The following is a 13,457-nucleotide window of genomic DNA, read 5'->3' as shown; positions in this document are numbered from 1 at the left end:
TGCCATCCAGGCAGGAAGGCAGGCCTCAGATTATGCGGAGGCGGAGAGCGCCGTCTGGCGGCGCCGCGGGGCTTTCACGCGAGTTCCAACAGCACCTTGTCCACTGACCGAGAGGTTTGACGAGTCCGCCGATCGCGCCGCAGCCTTGCGAGGCTTGGGAGTGGACGTGGCGGGCTTTCCCGCGAGCTCCAGCAGCACTCGACGAGGGCCGCGCAACACTCATTTCAACACCGATCGGGACATCCCCCTCAATAAACGCGCTGCTTGCCGGATCCGGCGGTGGGTCTGAACTACTGGATCGTCGTCGCGCGTCCCTGGTCAAGACATTAAAGCTTGATGAAAGCTTAACGATGTCGATCCGTACAGTTTCTGCCCTGCGCGTACTGCGCCCAAGCGTCAAAGCCGTGGACTGAGAACACGCTCACGTCGGGGCGTCAGGTGCCGGCCGAGATCGGGCGCTAGCGTTTCGAACTTATCGCCCAGCTCCTCAGTCACAGCCCGCGCATCGGCGCCACTCTCAACTACACGAGGATTCAGTAATACCAAGAGCTCGGTTCGGTCCTTGGCATGCTCTGCGCTGCCGAATAGAGGTCCCAACAACGGAATGTCCTTCAGCACGGCAGCACCGGAAACCATCCGGTTGGTGCTATCCTGCATCAAACCGCCGATCGCGATCGTATCACCGCTTGGTGTCGATACAGTGCTCTGGAGGCGACGTACCGAAATCACGGGGGATTGGACGTTGGTCAGTGTGTTCTTGTTCGCCGTACTGACCTCCTGAAAGATGTCGAGCGTCACGCTACCCCCGGCGCCGATGCGAGGTGTTACGGCCAAAATGACACCCGTGTCGCGCAGTTCGACGTCGCTCACGATCGATGAACTCTGGCTTAGCGTGGATTGTGAGGATCGCGCGAGGACCGGAACCTGATCGCCCACTTCCATTGTCGCGGTTTGGTTGTCAACTGTCAGAATACGTGGCGCCGATACGACCTTGACGTCCCCGAGGCCGCTTAGCGCGCGTAGCACAACGTTGACATCCCTATTTGGGAACACATAGGACAAACCACCTTGTGGAACGCCACCCAAATCCGGCGAGGAAAGAAGATAGTCGACACCGTATCGCAAATGATCGCTCAACCGCACCTCTGCGACAATGACCTGAATCAGGACCTGCCGCGGCTTGACGTCAAGCCGATGAACTGCGGCTTCGATGGTTTTGGCGTCGGTCGGGGTTGCTAAGATCACAAGTGCATTTTGGCTGGGGTCTGCCTGGATCCGGACCGGCGCCGACAGGCCAAGACTGACTGTGGGGGCCGCCGCATCGTCCTTTGCTTGGGATGCTGACGCGGCCGCATCCGATCTTTCGTCCGACAGGCCGGGAACGTTTAGGGGCACACTCGATCGATCGGATGCGCTTCCGATTGACAACTTCCCAAACTCTCCCGCGGGCTGCGCGCGAGATACGGCACTGGGCGGTTGAGCGCCAAAGATTCGTGCTAACACCTGCGCCACTTCCGTAGCCCTTCGGTAACGAAGGGGACGCACGTGAACGTTTGCCGCCGCCTCCGACGTCTTATCCAACTTCGCGATGGCCCGACGAACTTGCTGAAGCAGCACAGGGTCGTCCGCTACCACAAGAATGCCGTTCAGCCGCTCGAGCGGCGCAAGCCGAACGCGCACTCTGCCCTGGTCATTCTTGTTGAACAAGAAACTGAGTTCTCGCTCTAGGGCGGCCGGACTCGCATGAGCCAGCGTATACAGCGCAAACGATTTGTGAGCCATAGCATCGCTGTCAAGTAAACCGATGAGTTCGCGCACGGAATTCACCGAGTCGGGTGGCCCACTGACGGCAATACCTTGTTCTCCCGGCGCGGGTGTCAGACGCACGCTCTCCTCGACGTTTGGTCGGATCACCTTGATGACATCAGCTGGTTCGACATAGCGCACGGGGATCACTTGAACATCGCGTCGTACTCCGCCGTCGAGATCGACCAAGCGCCCCACCCGAACTCCGCGGTCAACCACGGCTAGTCCGTAGCCGTATGGTGCTAGCGCTTGGTCGAGTAATCGCGGCACGTCACTCACGGGGACGTTGCCCGAGGTCCGAAGTGTCATTTTTCCCCCAACGCCTGGGTCGATGATGACAGGCATACTCATAATGTCGCCTACGACGTCATTCACAACTTGCCGAATATCGGCATTGGCATAGTCGAGGCTCACGCGAGTGCTATCAGCGGTGACCGGCAGCCGCCGCTCCACCGGGGCGGTGGTTGGCCGGGTCGGCGGCTGTGCCAGCAACTCAAAGCTACGTGCTTGCAGTGTCTTCGCTGAGAAGGAGGGCTCTGGCGCATGCGAGCCGACGCTTGGCGACGCCAGCCAAACGCCGCGTTCAGCGATCCGGTCGGAGCCGGCACATCGCGTAAGCAGTAGACAAAGGAACGTCAGCACGGTCTTACTAGACATTGAGGACGCGGCGTTCCCGGTGCGAATGCGCATCCATTCAATTTTTTTATCTACCGCGGCACTTGCATTCATTGCAACTTGTGAGAACAGGTGGGCAGAACTGGGATGATTGCCACCGTTCGGTACTACGAATTTCTTGTCGTCTCTCAACGAGAGTTGCCAATGATCACCTCCTTCATCTTTTGATCCTTCGAAAGGAGGTTGGACATCAGTACAGCAACCTGATTGAGCTTATCAAGCAGCCCTTCCAGAAAAATCAACGCCATCTGCCCTTCGCTGTTGGCGCTGTCAATCGCCGCCTTAAGGTTGTTGATGGCCGCATCGAACTGCGACTGCACACCTTTCTTGTCTGACTTCTCCGTCTCGATGGCGATACCGTTTGCCTGCATCCAGTCAACCACATCCTGAGTCTTGCCTTGCCAATCGACGAAGCTGCCGAAGTCTTTCTTCGTCTTTTCATCGGTAGGTCGATTGGTGCGCAGCGTAGCCAGTGCCTTATTCATATCTTTCAGCAAATTGTTGCGCGCCTGCATGTCGTCCATTTGAGATCGGGCTTGAGTCTGGTAAATGTCATGCCGTTCCATCAGAACCAGCGTCATGATCGAAGCCAAAGACAGGCCTCCCGGGAGAACATTTCCTGCGCTGTTGGCCCACGCATAGGGCTGGTATCCAGATATCGCCTTGATCATCTTAAGACATGCTCACACTCAGACGTTTTTCGCCGAACAATACACTCAAGCCATAGAGACGATCTTGCTTCTCGCCTCGGTATCGGCACGGCGAATTTCCGCAAGCTTGCCCAGAAAGTCCTGAATCGCCGCCTCATAGCTTGCCATGAATTCACTCTCGTTCTCCAACTGCGCCCGCGCCTTGGTGCTGTCCGCCTCCAGCTTCGCCTTCTCCTCCTGATAGTGCGTCGCGCCCATGTTCAGGCCGGCTCCTGGAAGCTTAAAGGCTTCTGTCGCGATTGTGCCCATGGCATTCCATCTCATCGCCGCCTGCTGGGCTGCTGTCTGTGCCTGGACAACGCGCGTAAACTCAAGGGGGTCCGTCGTGCTATCCGGCGCGCGCTGCGCTTGACCTGAAGCGCTGTTCGGGGTTGGTGTCACCGCACTAGACTTCGGGAGCGGCGTCTGGATCTTGGGTTTGTACAGCTCGTCGAAGCGCGCTTGAGTCTGTCGAGCGCCCTTGAGGTTCACGCCGGCACCTAATATCGCGCCGACAGAGGTAGCTATTGCACCAAACAACTGGCATAGTCCTGAATTGCGAAGCGCCTTGGCAGCAGCTTCTTGCGCAGCGATCTCGACGTTAAGCGCGGCCGACCGGTCCGACCTCGCCGCCTTGCGGAACTCCGCATTGAGCCGAACGATAAGCGCGGCGACTGCTGATACGTCGTTCTCCGTAACAAAGTCCTTCAGCTTGACCTGGACGTTGGAAAGCTTCTCGTGGATCACAACTTCCGCGAGATACGGTACGTCAGCTGATCCCCAACCCCGTGCCTTAACGAGATCCGCAAGAGGGCGTAGGCTCTCGCCTTCTGGCACGTTTCTGCCGCGGACTGTAGCAGAGATTGGCACCGACGGAAGTTGTTCATGCGCGGCTGCATCCAACCGATCGTACCCACCAACTGTCGTTTCACGTTGGATAGCAAATACCATCGCTACATTCCTTAAAGTTCGACAAGTGGTCCCACGCAGTCTGTTAGGCGAAGTGCCTTACGAGGTTGGCGTTGGAATCACTCTGCCTCCCAATGGCGTCGGCAACCCTCTGCGTGGTCATCGTCCTGTCGCAAAGCAGCTGCTTGATGAAGTCCATTTCATCGCTTTGGAGCGATCTCAGTCTTGCAATGCACTTGCTAATGTCCAACGTCTGCGCCTGGGCGTCTGTGGCCTCCTTTTGCTGGATGCCATTGGCGATACCGGCGAGGGCCGCACCCATCGATGCCACGGCCCCGCCGACTTGAGCCGCGGTCGAAAGTCCCTGGCCTATCCGAGAGATACTCAATCCACCTCCAGCTGGATTAGCAAAGCTAGCGCTGACCGTTAGCACCGAGATAGCGAATATGATGCCAATCGCGATGACCGCGCCCAAGCGTTTGGCTTTGCGCTCCTCGATGCCGTCTTTCTCGAGACTCTTCACAATTGCCGCGGTCATCTTATCGATGACCCCTGTCTCGACGAGGGTCGCTACTCCAACGCTCACTGCCGCCGCCGTGACTGCAAGAGCTCCGCCGGTGGCAACCGCAGCCAGGACCGTGAATCCGACCGCTAGCCACCCGAAGAATTTCATGATGCCGGAGCTCTTCTTTGCTTCTGCCGATCTTTTTGCCGCTTCAATGATGCTTTTAGATGTCTTCTCGTGCAACTGCCTTAGCTGCTCTCCCCGGTGTCGCGCGTCCTCTATTCCGGCAGCGACCAGTTCATCTGTCATCTTGGTCTTCAGAGTCAGAAACGTGGTAAGGAGATCAATTGCATCGAACGCACGTGGTGCTGGTAAGCTTGGAATCGAACCTGACACGACAGCCCCTCCGTAAACTGATTGCGGCAACAGGCTGGCGTCGGTCTTGCGGGCATTGCCCGAAAGACCGGGGAGGCAGGCACTGAATGGTGGCGCCCCGGCTTCGGGGAGGGCTTTGCTCGCCAAAGCCCTCATGTTCACTCTATCCATGGCTAGACCCTACTTGGGATTTGAGGCGGTTAAGCATCATCAGCCCGCGCCCGGCCAAAGTCTTGTGTTCGGGCCTTCCGACACTCAGCGTCAAGGCATTCTCGAGTGCGGTTATGGCCGCTGTGGGATCATCGAGTTTGATGAAACATTCCGCAGCACGAAGCGGGATCTGCGGATCGTCAGTATCCAGGAGCCCGGCCAACCGATAGGCCTGCATGGCGTTCTCTGGGTTCCCAAGCATCTGACTACTAGCAGCCAGACCAAACCAGAATCGTGCGTCGGTGTGCCGGTGTAGGCACAAGAAGCGAAAGAAATTTCGCGCGTCTTCGTACTTGCCGCAAGAATAGTAGCGATGGCCAAATACATATAGGGCCTCAAGCTCATCGTCCGTGATCCCAATGACGCTAGCTAGGTCAGCGCGCCCTGCCACGAAGTTGATGGCGAGCCGTGCCAGCCGTTCGCTGTCTGTCGCATCACCACCATTCAACGGGTCATTGTCCTCCGCCGTCCTCATCAGGTCACCCTCTCCGTGGAGACGGCTTGGGAGACGGCTTGGTGCTTGGAACATGCGACATAGATTTTGGATCTGGCAGGATGTGACTGAGCGCCGCCAGCTCGTCCGCATATGCCCTTTGAAACGCTTCATCCTGTCCGTCGACAAGTGCAGGAATTGAAGCGGCACTCATAGCGCTGTCGCCGAAAGGGCAGGCGCAGCGGCCGAGCTGCTCGCGAGCCCGCGTCAAGAGACTATCCATCTGTGCAATGGTCTGTCGCGCGGCCTCCATCGTATCATCGAGGTTCATGGACCCTCCCAGACGATCTCCTTGCCAGTGCACCGTAACGCCAGCAGGGTTCGAAGCCGCTTGCACCATCAGCCCCGCTCAAGGGCAACGACCTGCGCTCAGGAACGGCCACTCAAGTCCACCGACAGGCATCGTCTGCCGACGATAAGGTGTGCCCGCCAGAATGCCCCTCCTCCTCACGACGAGAACTTTCCCGCAACTGGCCTACTGGCATTCCTCTGCGTGCCGGTTGGATCAACACCTTTGCACGTCACTACCAGAGGCGGCGCACGGCGCAAAATACTTGATCGCTATGAAGGCATAGCAGCCCGTGATGGGTCGGTGCGCCTCTGTGCGAGCGCCCCAGACGGCAGCGCTGACTGAGAAGCACGTGTCGTTGCGTTAAGCGGATCGTTCGAAGAGATTGTCGCCAGGCCGCAAGCATCTTCCGCCTTAAACAAGTAAGGATGCGGATCGCATTGGCGGCGGATTAGGTTCTGCAGCCGCCTTGGACGAAACGCCGAGCTTACACTTTCGTGGCGGACCGAGCGGCGGGCGGCGGGAGTGCTTGCAGCGGGCAATGCCGTTCGGCAGACGATCTTCTCGGGTGCTTACCGGCGTGGTCCAGCGGCATTGGATGTGGTGCCGAGATGAGTGCTTGGCCGGCACAGTGTTGCTAGCGCGCACCCTTTTCTGGGCTTGGCACGATGTTTGCTCGGCCGAGGTCGGTAGCGGGATGTGACATGGATGCTCAGCAAACGACACATGACTCGGTTAGGAGCAGGGATTCGGTATGTATGTTTTGGTTGTCGACTTGTGCGACACCCGACAGCCGCTCCCGCCTCCTGCGACGTCTCACGGAGGCGGCATTCTTGGCTTGTGTCACGAACGACGTTGTGAGGGCGAGGCGGATTGCGAAGGGGCTTGACATCATTGCGCCGGGCAGTCGGGAGTGTGTCATTGCCTATGCGGTCACAGATCTGACGGCAGGCGATATTCCAGCAGCGCTGAAACGTCTCGATCCTCTTGCCAAAGCAAATGATGCATATGGGATGGCATTTCAGGCCCTGGCGCTTGGTCTTAATGGACGCCTAAGCCAACGCGATACTGTGCTCAAGCGCCTGCCGAGCGGAGAGCCAGGCCTTGATGGGCTCCTCATAGCCTTGGCCAGGCCGTGCCAGCCGATACCACAGGAAAGGACAGTTAATGAGCAGCGTAGGTAGTATCCTTCCGCAAACAGGGCCAGCCTTTTTGTTGATGGAGATGCCAGCCACATCGAAAGTATCGGCTGAATCCGTCGAGGCGTTTCGAGCGGCACTCGAGCCGCCTGTGCCATCGCAGCGAGCGGACGAACCGCTGATCATGGCTGGAGGCGGGCCGGAGGAGGGAGGGGGGCCTTTTGTCCCTCGGCTATCCAATGATATCCTCAGTGGCATGGAAACACTGAGCCTCGGCTTTGCGCAATCCATGGAAGGCGTGCGCAGGGCCGCCGAAGGCATGAGCGCTGGGAGCATCCGCTCGGCTGAGTGGCTCGATGCGCAGGTCCAGCTGTCAGCTATGAGCCTGCAATACGACATCGTGACCAAGGTGGTTGGGAAGGCGACCCACACTCTCGAGACTTTCCTGAGCGGCCAATGAGCCACGATGATGCGGCGCGTGGAGTCTGTATTGAAGCTGGCGGTAACACTTCTGATGCTATTCACCCTGGTCGGGTGCGGATCGAAGATCGAGCTCTATCGCAACCTGTCAGCGCGCGAGGCCAACGAAATGCTTGCATTGCTTATGCGGCAAGGAATCCCCGCGGAACGGATCACAGGCACCGGCGGCACTACCTCGCTCGTGGTGCCAACAGAGGACGTGCCACGTGCCATGGCTGTGTTGGACAGTGCCGGGTGGCCTCGCGATCATTTCGCCGATCTCGGCACTCTCTTCAAGAAGGACCGGATGATCTCATCGGACACAGAAGAGCGTGTGCGCTACATTTATGGTGTCACGCAGGAGCTTTCGCAGACTCTGTCCAGTATCGACGGCGTGCTTAATGCCCGGGTGCACGCGGTCTTGCCGGAAAACGCGAGTGACGATCGTAGTCCCCCCCCCTCGCCAACTGCCGCCGTGCTCGTCCGTTACAAGCCCGGTGCTCCGATCGATCAGGTCGTGCCAAAGATCAAGGAGCTAGTCGCAAATAGCTTGAAGGGCCTGTCCTACGATCGGGTCTCAGTGGCCCTTGTTGAGGCAAATGAGGACAATACCACGTTGCGTCGAACGGAAGTGACTGCCGGGGCGTCAGAACGTAGTGATCCATCGCACGTCTTGATCGGCCTCGTCGGCGGCATGGGGGCATCGCTGATCTGCAATGCAGTGCTCGTCTGTCTCATATGGAGGCGGCGCTTTAGCTACAGGAACGGTATAGCAGCGTCATGAACTTCGGCGAAGCGAACAACCCGACTATGCTCGCAACGAGCTCAGCAACAATCCTGGATGAATGGCTTGATACGCCGTGGGCGGGAGCGATGATGCGCTGCATCGCCGATCCTGCGGCCGATTTCGATGAGACAATAGCGACCGACTGGCCCAAATGGATGCCTCTGGACCTTGCTCGGTCCGACCCGTTTATTCGGGTCAAGCTTGGACGTTGGCTGCTTCGCGGCCAAGGTGGTGAAGCGTCCGCGATTATTTCGGCCGGCAAGGCACCGCGAACCCGGCTCGCATTCCTGCCGAGGCCGGACGCTGCACGCCTTATCTGCCTCGCTGGAGCCTGGACCGGCGCGTCCAGCCTTATCGGCCTTCTGCGGACCGCCGATGTTCTGGCGGCACGCGACGTTCTCGGAGAAGAGGCCTTGGCATTCGTTTCGCATGCCGCACTGCTACCGCGACCGACCGCCGAACTGATGTCCGCGGTCAGCGCTTCCGACATGCTGGCTGCGCCTAGTGCATTCCGCCACCGCGGTGCGGCGATGTTCGGCCTTGCGATAGGCGCGATCCCGCATGGGCTGCGCGCCCGACTACGATTGCGCCGACCTGCAGCGATCTGGATGGTGGTGGCGGACGCCTGCCGTGACGACAGTACCGGCGAAGATGCCTTTCGTGCGATGCGGCGCCTGGCTCGCAAAAAGATGCCAACATGGTCTCATTGGTTCAACTGACGTCTGGCAAGGTCTGCATCCTCGGGCCGGGGCGAGTCCTGCCGGCAGAAGACGCCCAGAAGATCGTGGACGCGGAGCAATTGCTTGCTCAGGCGCGACGCGATGCGGACGGGCTCGTGGATGGGGCGCGCGAAACCGCCGGGATGATCGAGATGGCAGCCAAGGAAGCCGCGCTGACGGCGGCGCAAGCAACCATCGAACAACGTTTGACCGCGATCGCCTTGGCGTCTCTGCGGATCATGGAGGAGAATCAAGAGCGGATTGTCGACATGGGCCTGCAGATCGCACGCCGGCTAATCGATACCATCGCGCCGGATGATGCGGCGGTGCAGATCGCCTTGAATAGCCTGAAATTCACGGGTCATAGCTCCCTCGTCCGCTTACGCGTGGCACCGGCGCATGTCGAAACGGTTCGCAGACAATTGAACGAACTGCTCTCGACGGCGACGTCGCGCGCCGTCGTCGAACTGGTTGCTGATCAGCGCGTCAAAGATGCCGGATGCATCCTTGAGACCGATGCTGGACTGGTCGACGCCACGATCGAAAGTCAGTTAGCGGCGATCGAAGCCGGCCTGCGCAGCAGCCTAAAGGCCTCTGCAACGTGAATTCCGAGCCACCTGAGCAGCCAACGGCAGTCACGGCCATTCATTCTTCGCACGACGGCATCGATCGCTTGTTCCAGCTTGCTCGCACGGCGGTGGCGCAGACGTCGGCAATGCGCGTCCGCGGCCGAGTCCTTCAAATCGTCGGGACAATCATCCGTGCAACGGCACCTAGCGCCCGCATAGGCGACCTGTGCACGCTCCGCAATCCCGAGAACAGCTGTGAATTGTCCGCGGAAGTCATCGGCTTCCAGCAGGACGTCGCCATTCTAACCCCGCTTGGCGAAATACGGGGGCTTTCTACGCTCACTGAGGTGATCCCGATGGGAGAGCCTCTGACAGTGCCCGCGGGCTGGAACCTGGTTGGCCGGGTGCTTGATGGTCTGGGCCGCCCTCTCGACACATCCACTCATGGGCCCCTGCTTCCGGACGCCCGCGTGCCAGTCCAAAGCGAGGCACCGGGTCCCTTGACCCGGCGCATAATTGATCGCGCTCTTCCAGTCGGCATACGGGCGATCGATGGTCTTTTGACGTGTGGGGAAGGACAGCGCATGGGCATCTTTGCCGCGGCGGGCGGCGGCAAGAGTACGCTGCTGTCGATGCTGGTGCGTAGCGCGGCGGTTGACGTGACAGTGATAGCGCTGATTGGCGAGCGTGGCCGAGAGGTGAAGGAGTTCATCGAACACGATCTCGGCTCACAAGCGCGACGGAGATCAGTTCTTGTCGTTGCGACCTCCGATCGTTCCGCGATGGAACGGGTGAAGGCGGCCTACGTGGCGACGGCGATCGCAGAATGGTATCGAGATCGGGGACAGCGTGTGCTGCTTCTAATGGATTCGCTTACGCGCTTTGCGCGCGCCCAGAGGCAGATTGGTTTGGCGGCCGGCGAACCGGCCACCCTGCGTGGTTTCCCGCCTTCCGTCTTTGCAACTTTGCCGCAGCTCGTTGAACGCGCCGGCAACAACGAGCGTGGATCGATAACCGCGTTTTACACCGTGCTTGTCGAGGGCGATGACGTCACCGACCCCCTGGCCGATGAAACCCTTTCTATCCTGGATGGCCACATTGTGCTCTCACGCGCCTTGGCGATGTCGAACCACTTTCCTGCTATCGATATTCTGGGAAGCGTCAGCCGTGTCATGAGCGCTATCGTGTCGTCGCGGCATGAGCAGTTAGCAGGTCAGCTGCGGGCGTTACTAGCTAAATACCAAGAGGTGGAACTATTGATACGGGTCGGCGAGTACAAGGAAGGAGCCGATCCGCACGCTGATGCCGCCATCGCCAAGATAGAGAACATACGCACCTTCCTGCGACAGCCGAGATATGAACAAATTGGCTTCGACGCAATGCTTCATGAGCTTGCCACGTGCCTGGCATAACTCCCAAGGCCGTACACCAATTGCTTGAGTTGAGGAAATTGCGGCGCCGCCGGGCCGACGAGACTCTACGAGTGCGGCAGTCAGCCATCGAGAAATCTAATGCGGCTATCGAAGCGGCACTGACAATCCTTCTCACATGGCGGCAAGACCGGCCTCGTCTGGAACGCGAGATATACGATTTGCTGATCGGCAAAACTGTCGCGCTGAACGATCTTGAAGAGGCGAAGGCGAAGATGATCTCACTGCGCGACCAGGAAGGGCTGCTCGAACGGCGCCTTGAGGAGGCACTGTCGGAAACCGAACGAGCCTGGCAGGCGCGTGAGGAAGCCTACAAAGCCGCACGTAAGGCGTATCGGGAGCTCGAGAAATGCGACAATTTGGTGCGTCCCTTGAAAGCCGGGCCGCTGAAGGAGATGGATCTCTAATTTATGGATCTAAGGGAGCAGACCGTCAAAGGGTGAAATGGACCCCGATTTTGGGACCATGTGCTTAGTTGGAAGTGGCTGCTCCGTTTGATGGACGGAGGGCATGATGACGACGAAGACGAGACGCAAGATCGACGCGGCACTGAAGGCAAAGATCGCACTGGAAGCGGTGCGGGAGCAGGCGACGGTGGCCGATCTGGCCCAGCGCTATGAGGTTCACCCGAACCAGATCTATGCCTGGAAGAAGCACTGCTGGACCAGGCAGCCCGGGCCTTTGACGCAGGTGCCGGGCGGGAGAGCGAGGACGCGCGCGAACGCGAGATCGAGAAGCTGCACGCCAAGATTGGACAACTGACAGTCGAGCGCGATTTTTTAGCGCGGAGGTCCGGAAGATGAGCACGCCGGAGTGTCGAGGAATGCTCGATCGCGCCGACATGCCGCTGTCGATCCGCCGGCAATGCATGTTGCTTGGCATCGCGCGCTCTGGGGTCTACCGGCCGCCACGGCCGGCCAACGACAACGACCTTGCCCTGATGCGGCGGATCGACGAGTTGTTCACCGCCTGGCCGTTCCTGAGCTCGCGGCGAATGACCGCGATGCTGAAGGCTGAGGGGCTTCAGGCGCAAGCGCGTGCTAGCGGCTGATGCGCCCGAACACGACGAGGCCGGCGCCGGGCCACAAGATCTATCCCTCTCTGTTGCGCAACATGACTATCGACCGGCCAAACCAGGTCTGGGCGGCCGACATCACGTATCTGCCCATCGGCCGCGGCTTTCTTTATCTCGTCGCCATCATCGACTGGGCGAGCGGTGCGGTTTTGGCATGGCGGTTGTCGAACACGATGGACGCGCTGGCGGGCGCAGGGATCAATATCTCCATGGATGGCCGCGGTCGTTGGATGGACAACGTCTTCATCGAGCGGCTGTGGCGGTCCCTCAAACATGAAGATATCGTGTGCTGTGGAGGTCAGGCGTCGGCGTGAATCCTGACGAAGCTTTGTCAGAGATGGAGGATGGCCCTCCGAAGTCGGCCTGCAGGGGTAGACGTCAAACCGCTCTGAGCTGCGAGGGTAAAGAGCCCTGGTAGTGAGCGCGTTGGAGGAAAAGGCGGAGGAAACTCCGTCAGGTGAGATCCGAGGAGACGAACGTAAGTAAACTGCTGATGACGTGTCGTAACGTGTTCTATCGACGTCGAAACCGGGATCAGGATGTCTATCCTGCGAGCAAGGGTTGGGGGGAGCCTGCCGACTGCCCAACCGGCGTCCGGCATGAAGGTGGCGTGACCTCGGATCAGGCTTTGACAAGGAACACAGGAACCTGTCGCTCCGATGTGAAGGGAGGACTCCAAGCGGCTCGTCGCCGCAACCTGGGTGGGAGGCGTATAAGCAAGTGAAGGCTAACCAAGGGGCAGCTGGTGCTGACGGGCAGTCGATCGAAGACTTCGACCGAGATCTGAGTAAGACTCTCTATCGGATCTGGAATCGGATGAGTTCGGGCAGCTACGTTCCGCCTCCGGTGCGGCGCGTTGACATACCGAAAGGCGGAGCTGGCAGCACGCGACCGTTGGGAATACCAACGGTCTCGGACAGGATCGCCCAGATGGTGGTCAAGCGTTATCTTGAACCGATTCTGGAGCCCGTGTTCCACATGGATTCCTATGAGTATCGGCCAGGGAAATCAGCAATGATGCACTGGCTGTGGCTCGGCGTCGCTGCTGGAGCCACGATTGGGTGCTCGACCTCGACATCAAGAGCTTCTTCGACGAAATCGAGAGCTATGGCTGATTTTGGGTGACGCGGCCTGATCAGGCGGCGTGGCTTTCAATGTTCGGCGGAATGACTTCGATTGCGTCGATGAACTTTACACCGGCGATGACTTTCGGCAACTGCGTTACTCTCACGATGTTCACTCGCAAGTTGATGGGTACTGTCCAGAATCTTTCGCACTTTTGATCAGGCGACGGCTCCGGTTTCAGAGAGTTGTGGCTGATAGAGCGG

The 13,457-nt window shown here is 59.2% G+C and carries 15 protein-coding genes and 1 pseudogene; 10 read left to right on the top strand and 6 right to left on the bottom strand.

Annotation, left to right across the window (positions count from 1 at the left end; all coding sequences use genetic code 11):
- Window positions 1-396: 396 nt before the first annotated feature.
- The 5 genes from ACM43_RS10625 to ACM43_RS10605 all read right to left on the bottom strand — a co-directional run bounded on the left by ACM43_RS10625 (window position 397) and on the right by ACM43_RS10605 (window position 5,644).
- A complete protein-coding gene (locus ACM43_RS10625; protein WP_271539963.1) occupies window positions 397-2,613 on the bottom strand; it encodes a secretin N-terminal domain-containing protein in 2,217 nt (738 codons plus the stop codon).
- The gene (locus ACM43_RS10620; RefSeq protein ID WP_036031830.1) at window positions 2,610-3,152 is read right to left on the bottom strand and encodes a hypothetical protein; all 543 of its coding nucleotides are present in this window, start codon (window positions 3,150-3,152) and stop codon (window positions 2,610-2,612) included. The genes ACM43_RS10625 and ACM43_RS10620 overlap by 4 nt, the downstream gene beginning before the upstream one ends.
- 45 nt (window positions 3,153-3,197) lie before the next feature.
- A complete protein-coding gene (locus tag ACM43_RS10615) occupies window positions 3,198-3,917 on the bottom strand; it encodes a hypothetical protein (RefSeq protein WP_036031833.1) in 720 nt (239 codons plus the stop codon).
- 247 nt (window positions 3,918-4,164) lie between these two features.
- A complete protein-coding gene (locus ACM43_RS10610; protein WP_157786087.1) occupies window positions 4,165-5,130 on the bottom strand; it encodes a hypothetical protein in 966 nt (321 codons plus the stop codon).
- A complete protein-coding gene (locus ACM43_RS10605; RefSeq protein ID WP_157786088.1) occupies window positions 5,123-5,644 on the bottom strand; it encodes a SycD/LcrH family type III secretion system chaperone in 522 nt (173 codons plus the stop codon). Before ACM43_RS10605 ends, ACM43_RS10610 begins: the two co-directional genes overlap by 8 nt.
- A 1,474-nt stretch (window positions 5,645-7,118) precedes the next feature.
- Here ACM43_RS10605 and ACM43_RS10600 point away from each other — a divergent pair.
- From ACM43_RS10600 to ACM43_RS10555, 10 genes and pseudogenes are all read left to right on the top strand, one after another.
- Window positions 7,119-7,550, top strand: coding sequence for an EscI/YscI/HrpB family type III secretion system inner rod protein (locus tag ACM43_RS10600; RefSeq protein ID WP_081493102.1), 432 nt, complete (start codon window positions 7,119-7,121; stop codon window positions 7,548-7,550).
- Between the two features lie 30 nt (window positions 7,551-7,580).
- On the top strand, window positions 7,581-8,333 hold the full coding sequence (sctJ, locus tag ACM43_RS10595) for a type III secretion system inner membrane ring lipoprotein SctJ (protein ID WP_271539955.1): 753 nt from the start codon (window positions 7,581-7,583) through the stop codon (window positions 8,331-8,333).
- Window positions 8,330-9,055, top strand: a complete 726-nt coding sequence (locus ACM43_RS10590) for a hypothetical protein (RefSeq protein WP_036031853.1) — start codon at window positions 8,330-8,332, stop codon at window positions 9,053-9,055. The genes sctJ and ACM43_RS10590 overlap by 4 nt, the downstream gene beginning before the upstream one ends.
- Window positions 9,034-9,660, top strand: a complete 627-nt coding sequence (locus ACM43_RS10585) for a FliH/SctL family protein (RefSeq protein ID WP_036031856.1) — start codon at window positions 9,034-9,036, stop codon at window positions 9,658-9,660. Before ACM43_RS10590 ends, ACM43_RS10585 begins: the two co-directional genes overlap by 22 nt.
- Window positions 9,657-11,036 carry a type III secretion system ATPase SctN gene (sctN, locus tag ACM43_RS10580; protein WP_271539949.1) on the top strand — a complete coding sequence of 460 codons (1,380 nt, stop codon included), beginning with the start codon at window positions 9,657-9,659 and terminating at the stop codon, window positions 11,034-11,036. The genes ACM43_RS10585 and sctN overlap by 4 nt, the downstream gene beginning before the upstream one ends.
- Complete coding sequence (gene sctO / locus ACM43_RS10575; RefSeq protein WP_081493103.1) at window positions 11,024-11,461, top strand: type III secretion system stalk subunit SctO; 438 nt, start codon at window positions 11,024-11,026, stop codon at window positions 11,459-11,461. The genes sctN and sctO overlap by 13 nt, the downstream gene beginning before the upstream one ends.
- A 106-nt stretch (window positions 11,462-11,567) precedes the next feature.
- On the top strand, window positions 11,568-11,816 hold the full coding sequence (locus ACM43_RS38830) for a transposase (RefSeq protein ID WP_442869291.1): 249 nt from the start codon (window positions 11,568-11,570) through the stop codon (window positions 11,814-11,816).
- A 61-nt stretch (window positions 11,817-11,877) separates the two neighbouring features.
- On the top strand, window positions 11,878-12,105 hold the full coding sequence (locus tag ACM43_RS10565) for a hypothetical protein (protein ID WP_050996289.1): 228 nt from the start codon (window positions 11,878-11,880) through the stop codon (window positions 12,103-12,105).
- A complete protein-coding gene (locus ACM43_RS10560) occupies window positions 12,105-12,443 on the top strand; it encodes an IS3 family transposase (protein ID WP_050996290.1) in 339 nt (112 codons plus the stop codon). The genes ACM43_RS10565 and ACM43_RS10560 overlap by 1 nt, the downstream gene beginning before the upstream one ends.
- A 334-nt stretch (window positions 12,444-12,777) precedes the next feature.
- Window positions 12,778-13,229 (top strand): annotated as a pseudogene (locus ACM43_RS10555) (reverse transcriptase domain-containing protein); the annotation flags it as partial.
- Window positions 13,230-13,264: 35 nt separating this feature from the next.
- On the opposite strand, the gene ACM43_RS10550 reads toward ACM43_RS10555, so the two are convergent.
- On the bottom strand, window positions 13,265-13,457 hold a 193-nt coding region (locus ACM43_RS10550), incomplete at its 5' end, for a hypothetical protein (RefSeq protein ID WP_271539944.1).

Origin of the sequence: Bradyrhizobium sp. CCBAU 45321, assembly GCF_028128975.1 — a bacterium.
Lineage (GTDB): Bacteria > Pseudomonadota > Alphaproteobacteria > Rhizobiales > Xanthobacteraceae > Bradyrhizobium > Bradyrhizobium yuanmingense.
The sequence above is the reverse complement of the archived record's forward strand: the minus strand, read 5'-3'. Positions and strand labels throughout refer to the sequence as shown.